We start from the raw sequence: 21,453 nt of genomic DNA, 5'->3' as shown, positions 1-21,453 counted from the left end.
ACAGAAGAGGGCGGGAGTCAGTCTCACTGACTCCCGCCCTCTTTCGTTCTCTCTCACTGTTCGCGACACACCTCCGACACACAGCGCCAGCCTGTTTGCGCATCACTCACGACAGGCCCGCGCTCTTGATTGGGCCGTCGGTCGTTCACCGTCGGCACCCTGCGCGACCTTCGGGGCCTGCGTCACGAGATCGGGCAACTTGCAGCCTCCCCCAGGCTGAGGGAGGCCCGGAGCCGCTCGAAGTCCGCGGGGTACGCCCTCTCGCGGAGTGCACCACCAGTCAGGCGTTCCGCATCAGACGCCAGCCTGCGACTCGCACTGAAGGCGCGAGCCCACTCCTCCGATGCGCCCTGCCGGTCGCTCAGTGTGTTGTCGAGGTCGAAGAGAGCGAGTAGCTGAACTTGTTGCACGGTACGCCCGAGGCCTGTCGGCGCCTCGCGGGACGTGTCCCACCTGTCCGACCGTCCGGATAAGACTCTCACCTGCACAAACACCCCGGACAGCCCCGACAGAAGCTGTCCGGGGTGTGAGGGGTGTCCGGTCAAGGACGGGCTGTAACACCCCACGCCCGGGGTGTTGCAGCCCGTCGGCGAAGCCGACCTCGCAATGGGTGTAGGAGCCGGAGGCGACTTCCGATCTCCCCGCCTACACCAGCGGCCCTCGCGACACGCCTCCGCCGCGCTCTGTGTCGCCGCACACCCCCGGTGTGGCTTCGCCGCAGGTCAGAGGGACAGACAGCGCCGACCGCCGCAAATCGCCTCTAGGATCTGTTGCGAATGTTTCGAATATTGCGGATACTTCGATAGGTAGGCAGCGCTGACCACCAAGACCAGAACCACCACCGCCACCATGACGGCCGTAGGCCCCGTTCGTCGCGCCGACGACAAACGACGGGGCGTGCAACCGTCACGCCAGCCCACCCTCGCGCCGACGACGGCGGGCTATTGGCGCCCACCCACGGCTACCAGGGGCGCACGAATGACCAAGATCGATATTCGTCCGGTGAAACTCCCGGACGACAAGCAGAAGACTGCAAACCATGCCCTCACCCGGGTCCGGGCCTACCTGGCAGAGCACCAGGAGGCTTCCCAGATCACTGTCATCGTTCAAGATGAAGGCGATCGTGAGCCCTTGGCTCTCCCTCGCGAGGCTGTAGAGCTCCTCGCGTCGCTCCTGGCGCATCTTGGCGCCGGCCGGGCCGTGTCCATCGTTCCGTCCGACGCCGAGCTCACCACTCAGCAAGCAGCCGACATACTCAACGTGTCCCGTCCTTTCCTCATCGGTCTCTTGGATGCCGGAGAGATCGAGTTCCGGACCGTTGGCTCGCACCGCAGAATCACCGCGTCGTCTCTGATGGAGTACCAGCGCAGGGACGACCACCGTCGCCGAGGCGTGGCTGATGAGCTCACCCAGCTCGGCCAGGAGATGGGAATGATCTAGGCCATGGCTTTCGTCGCCGTCTACGACGCCAACGTCCTGTATCCGAGCACCTTGCGTGACGTACTCATCCGCGTAGCGCAGGCAGGGCTTGTACAGGCGAAGTGGACGGACCAGATCCTCGATGAGACCTTCCGCAATCTGAGCAAGAATCGGCCTGACCTGGATCCGAAGAAATTAGATCGTACGCGGGAGCTGATGTCAGGGGCGATCCGGGATGTGCTGGTCAAGGGGCACGAACCGCTGATCGACATACTCGAACTGCCGGATCCCGACGACCGGCACGTCCTGGCCGCTGCCATCAAGGCAAAAGCGCAGGTGATCGTCACATCCAACCTGAAGGACTTCCCCACCGACAAGCTGTCCGTGTGGGATGTACAGGCCGTCCATCCAGACGCCTTCATCGAGGCTCAGGTCGACCTCTCCCCCCGGCTGGTGTACGGAGTGCTTACGCAGATAGCGGACTCCTGGGAAAGCCCGCCGAACGCAGTGGTCGCGGACGTGATCGATTCACTGGAGCGAGAAGGCCTGGTGGCGTCGGTAGCGGCACTGCGAGCCTTGACCTAGACACCCTTCTGACGCCCGTGCCCTGGCCGGTCCGGCCAGGGCACGGGCGTCTCCGGGCGCCAGCGAGCTTTCGCGCTCCAGTGCGCGCGACACGCCGCCGGACACACACCCTGCGTTGCCGACTATCCCTTGCCTGGCTCCGTCGCAGGTCAGAGGCCATAGTGGGGGACAACCAGACAATCAATCCGGAGTCGTGTGCGCAGGTTCGAATCCTGCCGGGGGCACCAAAGCAGACACATTCGAACCCACGGCACCCCGCAAGGGGGCCGTGGGCACGGACAACAAGCCCCCAGCGGCGCCTAGCGCCCTGGGGGCTTTCTCATGGGCGCGAGCTACAAGCGCCTGCTCCAGGGCCTCTGTCAGCGCAGCCCCGCCGCCCTCTGGGTCCTGTCGGATCGCTTGCCCGGCGCTACGTACACCCTCATCCAGCAGCACAGCGAACGGCTCGGCGTACGCATGCACCTCTCAGCCACCGACCCCTCACCGAGCGTCGAAGTCGCCTACGAGGGCTGGACGTTCCCCAAGGGCGGCGTGGCGTTCGTGTGGGTGTTGGAGCGGGAGGTGGGAACAAAGAAGGCGCAGGAGCGTAGTGTTGATCCATGACGACGTCTCAAGTTGCGATTCAAACCCTCCGGGACCTAAAAGACGAAGCCGCACGTGAGGGTTTGCGGGTCTTCGAATTTAGTGGGGGTGCGCCTCCCGTCGGCTCCGCCGGGTGGTTGCACAGCGTGACCGGAGGCGTTGGTTCTCGCGGTTGCGGAAGCCGAAGGCGTTGCGGGCTTCGAGCTTGATGAGGCGGTTGTTGCCTTCGGAGGCGGCGTTGGTGATGCCGGTGGTGAGGTAGGTCTCGATGCCGTCCCACCACTGCTCGACGGTCTCGGCGAGGGTGAGGAGTTCGGGCATGTGGGCGTGGTCGGCGACGTGGGCGAGGAAGCGGTGGCGGGCGGCGGAGATCGCGGAGCGGTCGGGGGCGTGGTGGGTGCGGCTGATGGTCAGGTGGAGGATGTCGCGCAGGAGTTCCTTGGCCTGCCAGGCCGCGTGGATCTGCCGGCCGTAGGTGCCCATGTACTCCAACTCCGCCTTGAGCAGGGTGCGTTGGTTTTCGGTGAGGTCTTCTTTGTTGCGGCGCAGGAGTTTGCGGACGGTGTAGATGCTGTCGCCTTTGCGGGCCCGGCGGCCGTGCTGCTTCCAGGTGAGGCGTCGGCGCAGGTCGGCGAGGTGGCGCTGGGCGAGCTGGACGATGTGGAAGCAGTCGACGACCACGGTTGCGTGCGGCAGGGCGCGGTGGACGGCGGCGCGGAAGGTGGCGCACAGGTCGATGGCGACGTAGCGGACCTGTGCCCGCCAGGAGGCGGGCTGGGCGCTGAGCCTGTCGGCGACCGAGGTGGCGTTGCGGCCCTCGACCTGGCCGAACAGTCCTTGTCCGCCGATCGCGTCGACGAAGCCGATGTGCCAGGCGTCCGCGATGAGTTCCCACTTGCCGGTGGCCGGGTTCTGCTTCCACACCGGTTTCCCGCGCCGGGTCTCGTCGATCCCGACCGCCTCGGTCGCGGGCGGCGTCTCGGGCAGGACCGCCGCGGCGTAGTCCTCAAAGCACTGCTGCACGATCGGCCAGCTCAAGGACAGGTCGCGGCCGGCCTGCACGACGGTGCGGGATCCGTCGCAGACCGCAGCCCCCGCCGCCCGGCGCAGGGCGGTGGTGGTGCGCATCCCGGCAGGCACCGCGTGTATCGCCTCGGTGAACGAGCCGCGCTCGCACACGGGTTCGGCGCAGTACCAGCGTGCCTTGCGCCACCGGATACTCACAGGGCGTCCACCGCAGGGCAGGTGCCGGGGCCGGGTGGTGCGGTAGTCCTTCAGCCGGGTGGCGAAGACCCCGCACGAGGGGCAGGCCCGGGCGGAGTCCTCGTTCGTGACCACGTACACCGTCGAACCGCCCGCCCCGTCGTCCTTGACCTTGATCACACTCACCCCCTCCAGCCCCAGAAGTCGCGTGGCCGCCTCGTTGATGCCGGTATCGTCGCTGTTCAAGCCCGTGGGGTTTCATGATCGGTTGCCTAGACAACAACCATGATCACGAAGACCTGCGGGCTCCTTGCGTCCAGGGCGCCCGCACCCCAACCACCTCACACAGCGTGACCGGCGAGCCCGCCCGTCACCGTCGTACCCCCACTAACTTCGAAGACCCGGGTTTGCAGCTCAAAGCTGAAAGCAAGTTCTCATCGTGGAAAGGGCGAGTGCAGTCCATTCTCACACGAGCTCTTGGGAAAGACCACCACCTGACACAAGCTTTCGTCGATACCGACTACAGTCTGATGGTTTTTTCGGCTAGCACTCCTGACAGCGCATGGGACAGCGCTTTTCTGGGCGGGGTGAGTAAGGCGTCAGGAATCATTGAAGCCGCCATCTTTGAACTGGAACAGGCGGGATCAAGTGACGATGCAGTTGATGAGACGGCTTTCGACCCGGATCTCTGGGCGTATGTGAGTACGCACATCCAAAACGAAGACTGGCAGGCGGTAGCTAGCCAGACGGCCATCTTTGTTGAGCATCACGTGCGTCAGTGGTGTGGCGATCCCAAGGACAAGAATGGCAAGACCCTTGTCGGCAAGGGGTTGTATTCGACAGTGTTTGCGGATGCTGCTCAGTTCCGGTTGGGCAAGGAAAGCGGCGAGTGGGAGGGTTGGCGGATGCTTGGTATGGGATTCGCCCAGGCTCTGAGCAACGTCGATCGTCACAACATCCAGAAGCGGGACGACGCCAAGCGATACGCCTTCGGCGTCCTTGGGATCGGGAGCCTGATTCTGACGCAGCTGCGGCACCAGCACGGTGAAAATCTCAATATTAATTAAGCGGAAGGAAGGGCTATGTCGGAAGACTCTGTCATGCGGAAGCTTGCGCAACTGAAGGCAGCTGAAGCCAAGCTGCGAGATCAGCAAGCAAAATACGAGAGTGACGCTTCGAAGAAGCGTAAGGATGCTTCGGCTAAGAAGAGATCCGCCGAGCGGACCTCTTCGACAAGCTTGCGCAGGAGCTACACGAACTCTGCCCTCAAGCTTGAGAACGATGCGGCTGCTCTCGACAAGAAAGCTGCCGACGTTTCCAAGAAGTTGGCAGACAACCTTGGGAAGCAGCGTCAGGAAACTGCCAACTTGGGCCGTGCGCGTAAAAACGCAGAGTCGGTGCAGGCTCGTGCTGACACAAAACGCAGGAGTGAAGAGAAGAAGCATGCGCAGGAGCTTGCTCGCATCAGTAAGCCGACTGTGAGATATATTCACGAGGTGCGCCACATCCCCGCTCCCAAGCCAGAGCAGCTCCGTGTCCTCTACCTGACAGCAAACCCTCGAATCTGGGATGAGGATGAGAGCGGCGACCTCATCGAGACCCGTATTCGTGTGGACAAGGAAGTGAGTGATGTCCGTGCGGAGGTTCGGAGTGCCCTGCATCGGGATAGCATCGAAATTGACCATTGGCCTGCCGCGACACCTCTGGATCTCCTAAGAGGGCTTACCGACAAGAAACCGCACGTTGTGCACTTTTCAGGGCACGGCGGTGGTAAGGCCCTGGAGTTTGACAACGGTTCTCTTGACTCACCCGAGGGTGTCGAAGTCCAGTTTGAACATCTGGCGCGAGCCCTGGGGGCAACAAGTGACCCGCCTCGTGTTCTCGTGCTTAATGCCTGTGACACTTTGGATGGCGCGGACGTCTTGCTTGCCGCTGTCCCGGTAGTTATCGCCACGACGACAGAGATCTCAGACCTAGCGGCCAACTTGTTCGCGACAGTCTTTTATCGGGCGATTGCTTCCGGCCTCAGTGTTCGCGTTGCGATTGATCAGGCAAGGTTTGCGATTGATACTCTCGCTGGTGGTCATGGAGATGTCATCGCGTCCGTAACACGAGAGGATGTCGACCTCGATGCCCTAGTGCTTGTGGAACCGACCGAGCTATCGTGAGTCCTCACAGAGGTTTTAGCTATCCGAAGATTTGCCTCGGCGCCCGCTACGGCTAGGGCCGGTACCTGGCGCTTCGCCCGAAGTGCTGGCCGTAGCACCCAAGACCTTCTGGATGGCGCTACGCCGCTCCTGGAGCCTGCGCTCCTCTTCCTCAATGCCGGCCATGGCCTTGTCGCGTACCTCTTCATCGGCAAGCTTGTTGTCGACCCAGGCGGTGAGCGCCTCCACGCCAACCTCGTTGACCGACTGTTCTGTAATACCTCGAAGTCCCTCAACCTGCTCCCGCAAGGCCGGATCAATGCGTACCGCGAAAACCACTGGCTTACGCTCTTCCTCCCCTCCCGGTATCTGCGGTGGCATGCCTAATTGTTGTTCGCCCATTTTGAATCCCTCCCTGTTGTGCGGTAATTGTTAACCTTTCTATTTATAGCGAAAACGGCGGGGAAATTCAATGTAATGAAAGGCGACCCTTCTTTCTGGAAATGAGTGAGCACCCCGCCCATCATCATTGATGAGCAGGGTGCTTCGACGTGGAAATTATTCCGAGCTGCGACTGTGCACTGGGTTGAACTTCGTCACGCCACAGGCGGTCGCGTGCGTACACCCGCCCGCTTGAGCGCCATACGCACCGTGCTGGCGCTGACGTTGAACTCATTCCCGATTCGCTGCATGGTCCAGCCCTGGGCGTATAGCTCTTCGGCCCTGGCTACTCGGTCTGGGGTCATCTTGAGCTGCGGTCGTTTCTCGGTACCCGACAGCTTCAAGTGCCGGTCGACAGTGCAGCGGTGTACGCCGTAACGCCGCGACAGTTCCTGCACGTTTGCGCCTTTCCGGTATGCGTCCACCATCTCAGCCACCTCTTCCGGTGACAGGATGCGGTTCTCGCGGACCGTCGTAGCAACCGCTGGATTGTCCTGGTCGGGCTCTGGCTGGCACTTCGGCTCTCTGTCGGCCCTCTCCAGCGCTTTGAGCAGCCTCAACAGGGGTGCCCCAGGGTTCGAAAGGGAGTCGGCAAGGCGCACCTGGAGGACGGGAACGGTGCTGCCGGTTTCGACCGGTTCGTTCCCCGCGAGTGCCGCAGTCGGGCATCAGCACTTCGGTGGTGATGCCCGATTTCCTGTTCCCCAGGTCCATCTCTCGGGTGACGGCCACCCGTGCGTCAACCATGTGCCCCGGGATCGTCACCCGCGGGGTCACTTCTCCCCCGGGCCGGCTGTAGCGGACTTCCAAGCCGACCGCCCTGTGGAGCCGACGCTGCAAGTCTTCCGGCAGACGGGACGGGTCCACGTCCAACAGCGGCAGGGCGTCCAGCAGAGCCGCGTTGTCGGCGGCCGGCACCGAAGCCGCGCCGGGTTCGGTCAGCCGGGCCACTTGATCGGCAGGCGCCTTCCGGAGCGCGTCACGGAACACCCGCGCATGCTCATGCTCACCGAGCCCTCCCCGTCGCCCCCACCCCTGCGGCCGGCGGGGGCCGCCGTGCAGCCGTCTGTGACGGGGCGCCCCCGGACAATGCGGGCGCGCGTTCCACGGGTGATGCCTCGCGAGGGCTCCGCACGCACCGGGACGCATTGCTTGTCGGTAGGGTCTTCCCGTGACCGAACTCGCTGCCTCTGATGCCCCAACAACCGCCTACGGAACCTTTCTTGGGACCCAGCGCGGAGAGCCGTCCGCCGCCATGTGCGAGCGCTGGGCGGATGAGCACGCCGGTGATCCGGAGGAGCCACGGGCACTGGTGGACGCCGGGTGGCTCACGGTCCGAAAGGGCGAGGCCGAGGGGGCTCTGTCTCTGTTCCGGCGCGCCGCCGCCTGCGATGGCGAGTACCGCCTCGACGCCCACGTCGGCATCGTCGGCCAGTTGTACGCGCTGGGCCGCGTGACGGAGGCCGAGCACACCCAGGAGGACCTACGGGCTCACCTCGACGCCGAACACACCGGGGAGGCGCGGCTGCGGGTCATCGACGACATGGTCGAGACGCTGACCGAGGCAGGGCGGTACGAGCGGGCACTCGAGTGGTGCCAGGCGGGCCTGGACCGTATCACCGCAAACGACGACGGCCTTCAGGCCGCCGAGTACCGGCACATGCTGCTCATCGACCGCGGCTTCCTGCGCGGCGAGTTGGGGATCGAGCTTGACGAGGACGACCTCGCCGCAGAGGCGGAGGCGAACGCCTCCTTCGCGGAGTTCCGGGAGGAACTGCGGGGTGCGCTGTCGCAGGGACCGTCGGTGGACATGCCCGAGGACGGGGAGGCGTTCGACGGGATCGTGCTGCGCTGGGTCCGCGAGGACTTCGCCGCCGTCCGCGCCCGCTGGCTGGAGTCGACCGCCCACTACGGCGACGACTACGACACCTACGCCGAGCGGCTGCAGCGTGAGGCCCGCGCCTACAGCGAGGCCGGCGCTGCCCGTGTCCGTATGGTCAGCGCCACCCTCACCGAGTTCGAGGCGTACACGGACCGGCAGGGCCGTGACGGGGACGCGGCGGAGACCCGGCGTTCCTTCGGCGAGTGGTATGCCCTGACGGGACACCCCGAGCGTGTCCTGTTGTGGCCGCCGGCGCGCAACGGCCCGTGCTGGTGCGACTCGGGCCGCAAGTACAAGAAGTGCTGCGGTGCGCCCGCGAAGAACTGACGCACGGTGGGAGCCGCGGCGGCCGCGAGCCACCGTCCGCTGCGGACGCGGGGCGGTGACCGGCTCACGAGTCCGGCCCGTTCAGGCGCCCCGGCCGTCGGGATCCAGCCGTATCAGCGCCAGGGCCTCGGCGACCTCGGCGGTCAGCTCGTCCGCGGGGCCGTAGACGACGTCGAGGTCGGCGTGCAGCGGTTCGAGGACGAGCGCGGCGTCGGCGGCCCGGCCCTGGGCGAGCAGCAGCATGCCGATGTCACGGCGGAGTTCGACGGCTTCCTCGCTGACGTCGCCGTCCACGGACCGGACGACGGCCAGTACCGCTTCGAGCGCCGTGAGCGCCTCCGTCACCTGGCCGAGTTCGGCGCGGCAGCGGGCGGCCTGGGCACGGCAGGCGCGGGCCTGCTCGCCCGTGGGCCCCGAGACGCGTCCGTAGGCGTCGGCGAGCGCCGTGAACTCGGGCAGGGCGGCGCGGTAGTCGCCGCCGAGCAGCCGGATCGCCGCCCGCTGCGTGCGCAGCTCCAGCACCTGCCGGTTCTCGGTGCCCAGCGCGCGGGCGGCGGGCTCGATGACCTCGCTGAGCACCTCCGCGGCCTGGGTGAACCGCTCCTCTTCGAGGAGGGCGTCGGAGTGGGCGTAGGCGTCCTTGATGTCCGCCCGGATCTCGTCCGGTACGGGCACGGGCCCGGGGATCCGCTCCCCCGGGGGCGTCGGGGCGGCCGCCGGCCGGGGCCGGGAGCGGGGTGCGTACGGGTGGCGGAACAGCCGGGTCGGGTCCGGGGCGCCGGCCGGGCCCGTCTCGCCGGGCGACGGTTCCTCACCGGCCCGCGGGAGGAGGGGCCGCAGCCGCTCGTACACCTCCTGGACGTCGGCGGGCCGCGCCTCGGGGGCCTTGGCGAGCAGGTGCAGGACCAGTTCCTCCAGCGCGGCCGGGACCTCGGGGCGCAGCCGCCGCAGCGGGGTGGGGGCCTCGGTGACGTGCCGGTACATGAGGGCGAGTTCGCTGTCGGCCCGGAACAGGGCGCGCCCGGCCAGCAGTTCATGCAGGACGCAGCCCAGCGCGTACAGGTCCGTCCGCGGGGTGACGCGCCCGCCGCGGACCTGCTCGGGCGCCATGTACTGGGAGGTGCCGACCGGGCTCCCGGTCGCGGTCAGCTTGGTGGCGTCGGCGCGCAGGATGGCCGCGATGCCGAAGTCCAGCACCTTCACGGTCCCGTCGCGGGCGACGAGGACGTTCCCCGGCTTGAGGTCCCGGTGGATCACGGGCACCTCGTGGGCGTGCGACAGCACGGTGGCCACCTGCGCGGCGACCGCCACGGCCCAGCCGACCGGCAGCGGCCGGACCGGGTCCACGTAGGCGGACAGCCGGACGCCGTCGACCAGCTCCATGACGAGGAACAGGTGCTCATGGGCGTCGTCGAGGACGGCGTCGTAGACCTGCGGCACCCCGGGGTGCCGGATGCGGGCCGTGATCCGGGCCTCGCGCCGGAACCGCCTGGCGAGTTCGTCCGCCATCTGCGGCGAGGTGACGGCCTGGGACCGGATGAGCTTCACCGCCACGGGCCGGTCCAGCACTGAGTCGTAGCCGCGCCAGACGTCGCCCATGCCGCCGTGACTCAGCTCCTCCAGGAGTTCGTAACGTCCGTCGATGATCCGCTGCGGCACCGTGCCCCTGCCCCGTGGTGTTGCTGTCGCCGACGTGGCAGCCGGGCTGGTGTCGGCCGGCCCCACGTGTCGGACCAGTGTGGTGGGGGTCACGATCTTCCGTCCAGGGAGGCGTACGAGGTACGTCACATCTGGCCGAGAACCGTCTGTGCGGCGTGGTTCCGCCTGTCGTACTCGGCCCACACGACCTTTCCGGGCGCCTCGCAGGGCCGTGGACCCCACCCCCACCGGTCGGCGAGGGCGGCGACGAGGAGCAGACCGCGCCCGTCGGTACGGTCGGCCCCGGGAAGCCGCCGCGCGGGTTCCGGGAGCCGCTCGCCCCGGGTGTCGGCCACCTCGATCCGCACGGTGGAGAGCGGCCCTGCGGGCACGGTGAGCCGTACGAGGAAGTCCCGGCCCGGCACCCGGCCGTGGTGCGCGGCGTTCGCGCTGAGTTCGGCAACCAGGAGCACCACGGCGTCATGCTCCTCGGTGCCGTACGGGATCCCCCAGGCGTGCAGCCGCTCCGCACACAACCGGCGGGCGAGCCGGGCGCCCCGGGGTGTGGAGGTGAAACGCATCTCGAAGTGGTGTGCGGGCACGGTGGGTTGGGTGGGGGGAGTGGGCTGCGTGAGGTGGGTGGGCTGTGTGGGTTGGGTGGGGGGCGTGGGGGGAGTGGGATGGGCAGGGGCTGTGGGTTGGGTGAGGGTTGCGGGGCGGGCAGAGGTTGTGGGGCGGGTGAGGGTTGTGGGTTGCGTGGGGTGAGCGGGGGGCGTGGGGTGGGCGGGGATCGTGGGGTGGGCGGGGTTGTTCGTCATGGCTCCACGGTGGGTCGTGGTGGCGTAGCGTGACCATGGGTGACGCGCCGTCGCGTTCCGCTTGTACGCGGCCGGGCGGTGCGGTGTACGTGCGCGGAAGGGTGGCGGCGGTGCGGCAAGATGACGCGGCGGGCGGACGGGAGCCGGTGGACGTGGTGGAACCGGTGGAACGAGTGCCGGCGATGGAACCGCCCGGGGCGGCGGAACCGGCGGGAAAGCGACCGGAGGACGAGCCCGGGCAGGGTGTGGTCACCGCGTTCGGGCGGCAGTTGAAGCTCTTCCGGACCCGGGCCGGGCTGGAGCGGCCGGAGTTCGGGAAGCTGGTGGGATACGCGGCTCAGTCGATCGCCTCGTTCGAGCAGGGGCGACGCATCCCGCCGCCGAGGTTCATCGACCGGGCCGACGAGGTACTGGACGCGGGTGGTGTGCTCAAGGCGCTGAAGGATGAGGTGGCGCGGGCGCAGTATCCGGCCTTCTTCCGGGACATGGCGCGGTTGGAGGCGGAGGCGGTGGAGTTGCACGTCTACGACACTCACGTGATCAATGGCTTGCTACAGACAGAGGAGTACGCGCGAGCGGTGTTCCGGATGCGGCGTCCGTTGCTGGACGAGGACACCATCGAGCATCGGGTGTCGGCGCGGTTGGGACGCCAAGCGATCTTCTCGCGCCGAAGGCTGCCAACACTCAGCTTCGTCATCGAGGAGTCGGTACTGACACGGCCCATCGGAGGTCGAGAGGGCATGCGGGGCCAGCTGGAACAACTTCTGCTACACGGCCAGCGGCGGAATGTGGAGATCCAGGTCATGCCCAACGAGCGTGAGGAGCACAGTGGATTGGCGGGCCCTTTCACCTTGATGGAGACGGCGAAGGGGCGCAGGATCGCCTACGTAGAGGTGCAGAAGGACAGCCGCCTCTACACCGACCGCGAGACGGTCAGGGAGATGGAAGCCCAGTACGGCATTCTGCGGGCGCAGGCCCTGACGCCGCGCGAGTCCCTGACCTTCTTCGAGAAACTGCTGGGAGAGAGATGAACGAGAAGTTGCCCGAGCCTCCTCTGTCGGCCCTGGCGTGGTTCAAGAGCAGCTACAGCAGCGGCGAGGGTGGCCAGTGCGTCGAGGTCGCCTGGCGGAAGAGCAGCTACAGCGGTGCCGAAGGCGGCCAGTGCGTCGAGGTCGCCTGGCGCACGAGCAGCTACAGCGGTGCCGGGGGCGGCGAGTGCGTCGAGGTGGCCGCCACCCCCGGCACCGTGCACGTCCGGGACTCCAAGCAGCTGGGCGGGCCCGTGCTCAGCGTGAGCCCCCGGGCGTGGGCCGGGCTCGTGGAGTTGGCGGCCGACCACTCGGCCTGACACGGGAGGGGCCCCGTACACCTCGCGGTGTACGGGGCCCCTGCTCATGCCGAGGGCGGCTACGCCGCGTCGTCCACGCCCTCCTCGCGGCGGATCATCCGCCAGGCGGCACGGCGTGCGCTGCGGTCGAGGCTGGACTTGAAGTTGCGGTCCGCGCCGAAGTACTGGCGGCCGAGGCCGGCGATGGAGTCGACGTGGTCGGCCATCTTGTCCGCGAAGACCTTGTCGAAGACCCTGCCGAAGTTGTCCTCGTCGTTGACGACCGCCGCGGCCCGGACCTTGGCGTCGGCCTTGGCCTCCTCGAAGGGCCGGATGACGTCCTGTTCGGTGAAGTCCGTACCGAACTTGGCGTTGAACTTCTCGATCAGCTCGGACAGGAGGGACTTCTCGGGCTCCTTGGCGCCGCCCGGCCCCTCGCCGAAGCCGGGCATCGTCGCGGGCCCCTCCGGGCTGAGGGAGACGTCGTGCTCGCCGGTCTTCTGCACGCGCAGGTGGCTGAGGTCGACCTCGCCGATGTCCACGCCGCCGTCCGCGCGTCCGCGCAGCCGGGTGAGGAGGTAGCGGCCGTAGAGGTGGAGTCGTTCGAGGTCGGGGTCTTGGTAGCGCACGATCTGGGCGAGGAAGCCGTACTTGCGCACGTAGTCGTGGAGGTCGGCGCGGAAGTCCTCGGCCGTCCTGACGTCGTCCTCGTCCTCGTCGTTGTCGCGCAGGGCCTCGTAGCGGGTGACGGCCGGGGACAGCAGGCGGTACAGCTCAGCGTGCAGCTTCTCCCACTTCGCCGGTGATCCGGCTGCCTTCTCCTTCGCCTCGAACCAGGCGGCGGCGAACTCGTCCATCTCGGTCTCGGAGATGATCGGCGCGGACATGACCCGGCTCTGGGCGGTGTAGAGAAGGTTGGGATCCGAGGGGAGGGTGTTCGCCTCCTCGAAGTACGGGCGGAACGCCTCCTTGATGTCCTCGGCCTCGTTGGTGAAGTCCAGGACGGCGAGGTCGGCCTGCGCCTTGCGTTCGGCGGTGCGGTTCAGCCGGGAGAGGGTCTGGACGGCGGCGATACCGGTGAGCTTCTTGTTGACGTACATGGTCGTCAACAGGGGCTGGTCGAAGCCGGTCTGGTACTTCTCCGCCACGACCAGGATCCGGTACTCCTGCTGCCCCTTCGCCCCGGCCTTCACCGCCTTGTCGTCGGCGCGCGTGTAGCCGAAGGCCTTGGGCAGGGCGGTCTCGGACAGCCCTCCGTTCTCCTTCGGCTCGGTGGTCTCCTCGCCGTCGATGGTGAGGGAGCCGGAGAAGGCGACCAGAACGCCCAGGTCCGGATACCTGGTGTGGTAGTCGCGGTCCCTGATGTAGCTCCTGATGGCGCGGGCCATCTGGACGGCGGAGTGCCGGGAGCCGGTCACGACCATGGACTTGGCCCGTCCGCCGAGCCGGCCCCTGGTGTGGGTGACGAAGTGCTCGACGATCACCTGTGCGTGCTGGGAGACGGTCGAGTCGTGGGTGAGGACGTACCGGGCGAGCAGCGAGTTCGCCTTCGCGGGGTCCACTTCGCGCTCGTCCTGGTTGTGGTTCACCAGCTTCCAGTACGTGTTGTACGTGACGTAGTTGCGCAGCGGGTCGAGGATGAACCCTTCCTCGATGGCCTGGCGCATGGAGTACGTGTGGAAGGGGCGGTACGCCGCCTTGCCGTCGACCTGGTCCGGGGTCCCGAAGAGTTCGAGGGTCTTGGACTTGGGTGTGGCGGTGAACGCGAAGTAGGAGAGGTTCGCCGCCCGGGACCGCTCCAGCGCCTTCTTCTTCAGCTTGTCCGTGACGGTGACGGTGGTCGCGCCGGCGTCCTCGGAGTCCGAGTCGAGGCCGAGTTCGCGCAGTGCGGCACGGACGGAGGTCGCCGCGTCGCCGGACTGGGAGGAGTGGGCCTCGTCGATGACGATCGCGAAGGTGGTGCCCCTGATCTCGGTCGGGTTGCGCTTGAGGTAGTCCAGGAGCGCCGGGAACGAGTGCAGGGTGACGGTGACGATCTTCCCGGTGTCGCGGGACAGCGCGCGGGCGAGCTGCTCGCTCTTCGCGCCCTGCCTCTCGTCGATCTTGACGACCAGGCCGTCGGTCTGGGAGAAGCTGCCGACCGTCTCGCGGAGCTGGGCATCCAGGTTCCGGCGGTCGGTGATGACGATGACCTTGTCGAAGACGGGCGCCCCGGGCTTGACGAAGCCCGCGGACAGGGCCTCGGTGTCCAAGCTGCGGGGGTCGTTGTCCGCGTGCAGGTCGGAGAGGCGGTGGACGAGCCACCCGATGGTGTTGGACTTGCCGGACCCGGCCGAGGCCATGATCAGGTAGTTCTGTCCGGCGCCGTGGGTGGCCGCGTGGGCGGTGAGCTTCCTGACGGCGTCCCACTGGTGGTAGCGGGGGAAGATCGTGGTGCGGGTGGTACCGCCGCCGGGCGTCCTGGTCTTCTGCTGGTGCGCGAACCGCTGGAGGAGATCGAGCCAGTTCTCCCGCTCCCAGACCTGCTCCCAGAGGTAGGAGGTCGCGTACCGGCCGAAGGCGGTGGGAGCGGGGTTTCCGGCGCCGCCGGGGCGGCCGGGGCCCTCGGAGCCGGTGTTGAAGGGCAGAAAGCGCGTGTTCCTGCCCTTGAGGGTGGTCGCGACGAAGACCAGGTCGGGATCGACGGCGAAGTTCGCGACGACCCGGCGGGTGAAGATCGGCTCGGTGGGGTCGCGGTCGGTCCGGTACTGCTCCTTGGCATGCTCGACGCCCTGACCGGTGAGCGGGTTCTTCAGCTCGGCGGTGGCGACGGGGATGCCGTTCAGGAACAGGGCGAGGTCGAGCCGGTTGTTCCAGTCCAGCTGCTTGGTCGCGTAGGGCAGCTCGCGGACGACGGTGAGGCGGTTGGCGCGGTAGCCGTCGAGGACGGAGGCGTCGGGGACCAGGTTCGGCCTGAAGTAGGCGACGCGGAGGCGGACGCCGCGGTCCTTGACGCCGTTGCGGAGGACGTGGAGCAGGCCGTCGTTGGCGATGGCCTGGTCCAGACGGCGAGCGAAGCCGCGCTCGGCCTCGGCGGGGTCGCCGTAGACGGTGCGGAGTTCGTGCCACTCCTCGGCCTGGGTCCTGCGGAGGAACTCGAAGAGTTCGCCCGTGTCCAGGCCGAGATCGGGCTGATAGCCGGCGGGGCTCGCCTCGCGCCAGCCGCGCTCGGTCATGGCGGCGACTATCGCGTCGCCGAACGCGGACTCACTGTGGACCGGGCCGGGGCTCATGCGCTGATTCCCTCCGTGGTGTTGCGTCCGCTGGCGGTGGAGACGTCGAACTGGCCGGTGACGGCGGCGGTGATGAGGGCTTGGCGACGCTCGGACAGGAGGCCGAGTTGACGTTCAAGAAGACGCTTCGCAGCTTGAGAGTTCTCGATCACGGCTTGCGCCTCGCCTGCCAAGGCTCGCTGGGCAGCCACACTCGGGAGTGGGATCGGGAAACTCATGATCTTGCTGCTGTTCGTAGAGGCCAGGTTCGTCGTCCTGGAGCCTGTGCTTTCGAAGTAGCAGCGTCCATGCAGCGTGCGCGTCATCAAGGCCAAATAGTCACCGTCAAGGCGGTCTGGTTCCGGGCGCAACGCAAAGACGTGATTCTGGTGGAGACAATCCGGCAACTCCCCCCGCCACACGGTCCCTCTTCCGAGTTTGTCCAAGTCGCCTCCTTCGGTCATGAGAACGTCTCCGGGACGGAGGGAGGTCCGGTTGGCAATATCGCGAGGGACCGTGATCTCTACGACGGAGTCAAGATCGACATGCCCGGCCTGGACGTTTGCGACTCGAAGGTAGGGACGCGTCACCACATCACCGGACAGGTCCCGCTTGCTGTCGACCGTCAGCCCGTTCTGGAGTCGGCAGACGTACCCGAGCCGCACGAGGGGCCTGTCATCTGCCATCGTGGGCAGCCAGGGCCACGGTCCCGACGGCTGCGGACGTGCCAGAAGGTCGGGGATCAGAGTCTCGGAAACCGCCGCGTAGACTCGCTCGTCCAGCCGAAGTAGCTGAAGACGCCGAAGTTCAACCAGTCGGTCGATGCGGGCTGTCTCGGTGTCGAGGAAGTCGGCGATGTGGCGTTGCTCCTCCAGCGGAGGAACACGGACTGGTACGCAACCGACCTCGGACGCGCTGATGGCCGGGTAACTCACTCCCGTGGAACGAGCCACGACTTCATCAACAAAAGTGTGCGACCGGCAGTAGTAGGCAAGATACCGGGCGTCGATTCTGCTAGTGGCCTCCAGTACGGCGAAGCCGGTGGAGAAGACCAACGGCTCTGCCGCAACGGGTACCTTCCCAATCGCCTGAAGGTAGGTGCGCACGGTCGAGACCAAGACTGATCCGGCCGATGCGGTACGCCGGGCCCGGGATGGCGCCGAGGCGAAGACGGACTCCTCCTCCGGCACGGTGACGTTACCCAGTTCATCGACAGCCGAAATGTCGATGTAGCGGAACCTGAAGTCCGGGTCCGTGCTCTCCGGCAGCACCGTACGGTTGATCCCGGCGACGTCCTTGATCCGATAGCCCGTCACTCCGTCACCTCCCCCAACAGCGTCTGAATCTCCGCCTCCAGAGCCTTCAGTTCCGCGTCGATCTCCGCCAGCGGCCGCGGCGGCTCGTACACGTAGAAGTACCGCGTGAACGGGATCTCGTACCCGATCTTCGTCTTCGTGTGGTCGATCCACGCGTCCGGGACGTGCGGGTGGACCTCGCGCTTCAGGTACTCCTCCACGTCCTCGCCCAGCGGGACGTTCTCGTAGTCCCTGAGTTCCGTGTCCGGTTCCGGCTCGCCCTTGACCTTCTGCACCTCGCCCTCGGGGTCGCGGACGCCCACCGCCTCCCGCAGTGCCTTCGCGAACGGCGCGCCCGTCGGCCACAGCAGGCCGGCCGCCACGACGGCGTCCTTGAGGGCCACCAGGCACTCCGGCTTGGTCGCCCACGTCGAGCCCAGCAGCGTACGCACGGCGGCCACGAACGCCTCCGCGTCCGCCAGCTTCTGGACCGGCTTTGCCGCCGCCAGGGCCGTCAGTGTCTCCTCGGTGACCTCGAAGCGGAGCTTGAGCGGGCGTTCGACGGTGATGCGCTGGTAGCCGAAGGCGCTGTTGTCGAAGACCTTGACCCTGCCGTGGAGTTCGTGGTCCGGGTCGGCCGCGGCCTGGACGGCCTCCCCGTACAGGCGGGTCACGTCCGCGATGTGCCGCTTGCCCAGTTCCTTGCGCTTGTCGCCGAGCGACTTGCGCATCTTCTGGAACTGGTCGCGCGCGTCCAGCAGGACGACCCTGCCCTTGTGGTCGGGGGACTTGCGGTTGGTGAGGATCCAGAAGTACGTGGAGATGCCGGTGTTGTAGAAGAGCTGGTCCGGGAGGGCGACGATCGCCTCCAGCCAGTCGTTCTCCAGGATCCAGCGGCGGATCTCGGACTCGCCCGACCCGGCCGCGCCGGTGAAGAGCGGAGAGCCGTTGAAGACGATGGCGATGCGGGAGCCGCCGCCGCCCTTGGCGTCCACCGGCTTCATCATCGAGATCATGTGCTGGAGGAAGAGGAGCGAGCCGTCGTTGATGCGCGGCAGGCCCGCGGCGAAGCGGCCGGCCTCGCCCATGTGCTTGTGCTCGTACTCGACCTCGTCCTTAACCTTCTTCCACTCCACGCCGAACGGCGGGTTGGCCAGGATGTAGTCGAACCTGTCGCGGCGGTGGGCGGGGTCGCTGAAGGAGTTGCCGAACGCGATGTGCTCCGGGTCCTGGCCCTTGATCATCAGGTCGGACCGGCAGATGGCCCAGGACTCGGGGTTGAGCTCCTGACCGTAGACCGCGACGGTGGCGTCCGGGTTGAGGGACAGGATGTGGTCCTCGGCCGCCGACAGCATGCCGCCGGTGCCGCACGCCGGGTCCATGACCGTACGCACGACGCCCGGCACCTGCAACGCGTCCCCGTCGGGTGCGATCAGCAGGTTGACCATGAGCTTGATGACCTCGCGGGGGGTGAAGTGCTCACCCGCGGTCTCGTTGGACTGCTCCGCGAAGCGGCGGATCAGTTCCTCGAAGATGTAGCCCATGTTGTGGTTGGGCACGGTCTCCGGATGCAGGTCCAGGTCGGTGAACCTGCCGATGACCTGGTAGAGGAGGTCGGCGCCGTCGAGGCGCTTGATCTGCTGGGCGAACTCGTACTTGTCGAGGACCTCGCGGGCGTTGTCCGAGAAGGCGCCGACGTAGATCTGGAGGTTCTTCGCCGCGTTCCGCGGGTCCGCGGCGATCTTCTTCAGGGTCAGGTCGCTCCTGTTGTAGAAGGAGTGGCCCGAGGCCTTGCGCAGGAAGTACGCGGTGTCGATGTCCTGGCCCTGGAATCGGGCGACGGTCTCGGCGACCTTCTCCCGGGTCGGTTCCAGGACGCACTCGAGCCGGCGCAGCACCGTGAACGGCAGGATGACCTTGCCGTAGTCGGACTGCTTGTAGTCGCCGCGCAGGAGGTCGGCGACGGACCAGGCGTGGTTCGCCAGTTCCGTGTGCTTACTGCTGTTCAAGGGGTTCCCCGGTTTCCTTCCGGACCGTCCCGCCCAACCGGAGCGGGTGCGGACAAGTGTGGTGGATGGGTGCGAAGTTCGGGTGCGGTTCAGGCCGGTTCAGGCCGGTTCGGTGCCGGGTGACGGCCGGGGCGCGGCCGGCGGCGGACCCTCGGCCGGGAGCAGCGCGCCGCCCGTGAGGCCGCCGGCCAGCAGGGCCGCCGTCTCCTCCGCGAGCCGCGCGGCCCGCCGTGCCCGCGCGCGCAGTCGATGGACGTGCCGGAAGGCCTCGCCGTAGCGGCGCTGCTCGTCCAGCGGGAGCAGCGGGACCCGGAGCCGGCCCGGGGCGACGTGCAGGACGGTGCTGCCGGTGGAGGCCCCGGCGACGTTCTCCGCCGAGCCGACGAATCCGGCCAGGAACCAGGAGTCCAGGCGCGCCGGGTCCGGTCGCAGGAGGTGGACCTGCGGGCCGAGGAGCGCGCCGGCGTCCCCGTCGTCGGCGACCCGGGCCATCGGGCCGCCACCGCCCGCGATCGCCCGTACGAGGACGTCCCCGGCGGCGATCACGGGTGCGGTCGTGGCCGCCGGGCCCAGCTCCGCCGGATCGCCGGTCGGGCCCGTACCCCGGGCGATGTCGGCGCCGGTGAGGACCGGCGCCGCCGCGGCTGAACCGTCCGGCACGGGGGCTTGGGTGTCCGACACGGCGGCTGACCCGTCCGGCTCGGCGGCTGACCCGTCCGGCTCGGCGGCTGACCCGTCCGGCTCCGGGGTTTGGGTGTCCCGCAGGGGGCCTTTGGTGTCCGACACGGGAGCTTTGGTGTCCGGCACGGGGCCTTTGGTGTCCGGCACGGTGCGGAGCAGGGTCAGCGCGCCGCCCCGGGCGAGGTCGGAGGCGTTGGCCGTACGCCACTCCCGGACCGAGCCGCCGGGTGCCGTCCAGCCGGTGAGACCGGCCGTGTCGAGGAGGGCGCGGGCGGACTCGGCCAGCTCGCGGCGGCCGGTCTCCGTACGCGCGGACAGCTCCGCGGGGTCGACGTCCCGGTGCGAGGTGCGGACCCGGCGGGCGGGGGTGAGGTCGACGAGGTCGTCGAGAAGGTCGACGACCGGCACCGTGCGGGCGGTGCCGGGTTCGGCGGCGAACCGGTCCGGGTCGGCGGTGAACGCCTCCCAGTGGGCGAGCGTCCGGGCCGTCAGGCCCGCCCAGTCGATCGGGGCGCGGGAGGGACCCGTACCCGTACGCGGCATGCCGGCCGCCCGTGCGCCGGTGCCCGAAGGGGGGGCGCCGCCGTCCGTGGGGGGTGCGCCGGCCGGGTCGGCGAACAGCACCGACTTCCGCTCCGGGCCGCCCGGTTCGGGCCGGGACAGGACCCACAGGTGCAGGCCCACATGCAGCGGAGGCGCGGCGCCGGGCGGGAGGGCCAGCACGGCCCGCACGGCACCGCTGCGCACCAGCTCCGCCCGGATCCGGCGCCCGGAGGCGCGGGAGGCGGTGGCGGGCGGCAGGATCAGCACGGCCCGGCCGCCGGGTACGAGGTGGGCGAGGCAGTGCTGCACCCAGGCGAGTTCGGATTCGGAACGGCCCGGTACGCCGTACGCCCAGCGCGGGTCGTAGGCGAGGCGGTCGTGGCCCCAGTCGCGGTCCCCGTACGGCGGGTTGCACACCACCGCGTCCGCCGTCAGGCCGTCGAAGGCGTCCGCGCCCAGGCTGTCGCCGATGCGCACGGTGACCTCGGCGCGCGGCGCGGCGAGGCTCAGGCCGACCGCGGCGCGCCGGGCCTGCACGGGTACGGAGTCCTGGCCGAGGAGTTCGCCGGCGCCGCGCCCGGCGGCGGCCGCCAGGAGCGCGCCGCTGCCGCAGGCCGGATCAAGCACGCGGGCGGCCCCGGCCGGGAGCAGTGCGGCGACCAGCCGAGCCAGGGGCTCCGGGGTCCCGTAGACGCCGGTCGCGGCGCTGTCGTCGAGTTCCCTCTCCGCGAGCACCGTGAGGGCGGCCGGGGCGCCGGCCTCGCGCACGCAGCGGAGGAGGGCGCGCAGTGCGGTGCCGTCGGAGGCGGAGAAGAGGGGGCTCGCGGGCGCCGGGCCGGGGAGCGAGGCCAGGAGCCCGGCCACCTCCCCGGAGGCGCGGGCGGCGAGTTCGGCATCCGTGAGGCCGGCGACTTCGGCGTCCTCGAGGCCGGCGAGCGCCGCCGTCCGGTCCGCGGGGCGGCGGGCGAGCGTGAGGACGAAGGCCATGCGGCCGGTCGTGCCGTCCGGGTCGGAGGCGTGGAGGCGGACCGCGGTGCGCAGTTCCTCCCGGGGGTCGGCCACCCGCGTGTGACCGCGGGAGCCGAGCCATGCCCGGACGGCCCCGAGGTCGTAGAGCGGGCTGGTGTCGGTGCCGGCGGTCGGTGCGGGGAAGTCGGCGTGGCGCCTGCGCCAGTTGCTGACGGTGGCCCGGGTGACGCCGGCGATGCGGGAGATCTCCGCGGCTGTCACATGGGCTGCTGTCTCGGGCATGGCCTGGCGGCACCTCTCCTCGACGGGGACAGCTCACAGCCTACCCCATACCTC

Annotated in this window: 17 protein-coding genes; 8 read left to right on the top strand and 9 right to left on the bottom strand. The window is 68.3% G+C overall.

Features of this window, described 5'->3' with window-relative positions:
- The first annotated feature begins 978 nt into the window (after positions 1-978).
- From DDQ41_RS19715 to DDQ41_RS19705, 3 genes are all read left to right on the top strand, one after another.
- Entirely contained in the window at positions 979-1,440 is a 462-nt protein-coding gene (locus DDQ41_RS19715; RefSeq protein ID WP_109295662.1) for a helix-turn-helix domain-containing protein, read from the top strand.
- Between the two features lie 3 nt (positions 1,441-1,443).
- On the top strand, positions 1,444-2,004 hold the full coding sequence (locus tag DDQ41_RS19710; protein ID WP_109295661.1) for a PIN domain-containing protein: 561 nt from the start codon (positions 1,444-1,446) through the stop codon (positions 2,002-2,004).
- Between the two features lie 321 nt (positions 2,005-2,325).
- Positions 2,326-2,607, top strand: coding sequence for a hypothetical protein (locus DDQ41_RS19705; protein ID WP_109295660.1), 282 nt, complete (start codon positions 2,326-2,328; stop codon positions 2,605-2,607).
- Positions 2,608-2,685: 78 nt separating this feature from the next.
- Here DDQ41_RS19705 and DDQ41_RS19700 read toward each other — a convergent pair whose 3' ends face one another.
- Positions 2,686-4,035 carry an ISL3 family transposase gene (locus DDQ41_RS19700; protein WP_217364445.1) on the bottom strand — a complete coding sequence of 450 codons (1,350 nt, stop codon included), beginning with the start codon at positions 4,033-4,035 and terminating at the stop codon, positions 2,686-2,688.
- A gap of 104 nt (positions 4,036-4,139) precedes the next feature.
- Between DDQ41_RS19700 and DDQ41_RS19695 the strand changes: the two genes are divergently transcribed.
- Both DDQ41_RS19695 and DDQ41_RS19690 read left to right on the top strand, forming a co-directional pair.
- On the top strand, positions 4,140-4,856 hold the full coding sequence (locus tag DDQ41_RS19695; RefSeq protein WP_262508514.1) for a TIGR02391 family protein: 717 nt from the start codon (positions 4,140-4,142) through the stop codon (positions 4,854-4,856).
- A 15-nt stretch (positions 4,857-4,871) separates the two neighbouring features.
- Positions 4,872-5,957, top strand: coding sequence for a CHAT domain-containing protein (locus DDQ41_RS19690; RefSeq protein WP_109295658.1), 1,086 nt, complete (start codon positions 4,872-4,874; stop codon positions 5,955-5,957).
- Between the two features lie 15 nt (positions 5,958-5,972).
- Here DDQ41_RS19690 and DDQ41_RS19685 read toward each other — a convergent pair whose 3' ends face one another.
- Complete coding sequence (locus DDQ41_RS19685) at positions 5,973-6,338, bottom strand: hypothetical protein (RefSeq protein ID WP_162602712.1); 366 nt, start codon at positions 6,336-6,338, stop codon at positions 5,973-5,975.
- A gap of 194 nt (positions 6,339-6,532) precedes the next feature.
- Positions 6,533-6,979, bottom strand: a complete 447-nt coding sequence (locus DDQ41_RS31390; protein ID WP_162602711.1) for a hypothetical protein — start codon at positions 6,977-6,979, stop codon at positions 6,533-6,535.
- A gap of 569 nt (positions 6,980-7,548) precedes the next feature.
- Here DDQ41_RS31390 and DDQ41_RS32060 point away from each other — a divergent pair.
- Positions 7,549-8,586 carry an SEC-C metal-binding domain-containing protein gene (locus DDQ41_RS32060; RefSeq protein WP_217364444.1) on the top strand — a complete coding sequence of 346 codons (1,038 nt, stop codon included), beginning with the start codon at positions 7,549-7,551 and terminating at the stop codon, positions 8,584-8,586.
- An 81-nt stretch (positions 8,587-8,667) separates the two neighbouring features.
- Here DDQ41_RS32060 and DDQ41_RS19675 read toward each other — a convergent pair whose 3' ends face one another.
- Positions 8,668-10,245, bottom strand: a complete 1,578-nt coding sequence (locus DDQ41_RS19675; protein WP_109295656.1) for a serine/threonine-protein kinase — start codon at positions 10,243-10,245, stop codon at positions 8,668-8,670.
- Between the two features lie 125 nt (positions 10,246-10,370).
- On the bottom strand, positions 10,371-10,826 hold the full coding sequence (locus tag DDQ41_RS19670) for an ATP-binding protein (protein WP_394342151.1): 456 nt from the start codon (positions 10,824-10,826) through the stop codon (positions 10,371-10,373).
- A 398-nt stretch (positions 10,827-11,224) separates the two neighbouring features.
- Between DDQ41_RS19670 and DDQ41_RS19665 the strand changes: the two genes are divergently transcribed.
- Complete coding sequence (locus tag DDQ41_RS19665; protein WP_109297833.1) at positions 11,225-12,073, top strand: helix-turn-helix domain-containing protein; 849 nt, start codon at positions 11,225-11,227, stop codon at positions 12,071-12,073.
- On the top strand, positions 12,070-12,390 hold the full coding sequence (locus tag DDQ41_RS19660; protein ID WP_109295654.1) for a DUF397 domain-containing protein: 321 nt from the start codon (positions 12,070-12,072) through the stop codon (positions 12,388-12,390). The genes DDQ41_RS19665 and DDQ41_RS19660 overlap by 4 nt, the downstream gene beginning before the upstream one ends.
- Before the next feature lie 59 nt (positions 12,391-12,449).
- Here DDQ41_RS19660 and DDQ41_RS19655 read toward each other — a convergent pair whose 3' ends face one another.
- From DDQ41_RS19655 to DDQ41_RS19640, 4 genes are all read right to left on the bottom strand, one after another.
- Positions 12,450-15,641, bottom strand: a complete 3,192-nt coding sequence (locus tag DDQ41_RS19655; RefSeq protein ID WP_109295653.1) for a type I restriction endonuclease subunit R — start codon at positions 15,639-15,641, stop codon at positions 12,450-12,452.
- A complete protein-coding gene (locus DDQ41_RS19650; protein WP_109295652.1) occupies positions 15,638-16,936 on the bottom strand; it encodes a restriction endonuclease subunit S in 1,299 nt (432 codons plus the stop codon). The genes DDQ41_RS19655 and DDQ41_RS19650 overlap by 4 nt, the downstream gene beginning before the upstream one ends.
- A complete protein-coding gene (locus tag DDQ41_RS19645) occupies positions 16,933-18,924 on the bottom strand; it encodes a type I restriction-modification system subunit M (RefSeq protein ID WP_109295651.1) in 1,992 nt (663 codons plus the stop codon). Before DDQ41_RS19645 ends, DDQ41_RS19650 begins: the two co-directional genes overlap by 4 nt.
- A gap of 99 nt (positions 18,925-19,023) precedes the next feature.
- Positions 19,024-21,399: an N-6 DNA methylase gene (locus DDQ41_RS19640; RefSeq protein WP_109295650.1), complete on the bottom strand. Its 2,376-nt coding sequence runs from the start codon at positions 21,397-21,399 to the stop codon at positions 19,024-19,026.
- Positions 21,400-21,453 lie beyond the last annotated feature (54 nt).

This window comes from Streptomyces spongiicola (assembly GCF_003122365.1).
Lineage (GTDB): Bacteria > Actinomycetota > Actinomycetes > Streptomycetales > Streptomycetaceae > Streptomyces > Streptomyces spongiicola.
Note: the sequence above shows the minus strand (reverse complement) of the source record. Positions and strands in the feature narration are given on the sequence as shown.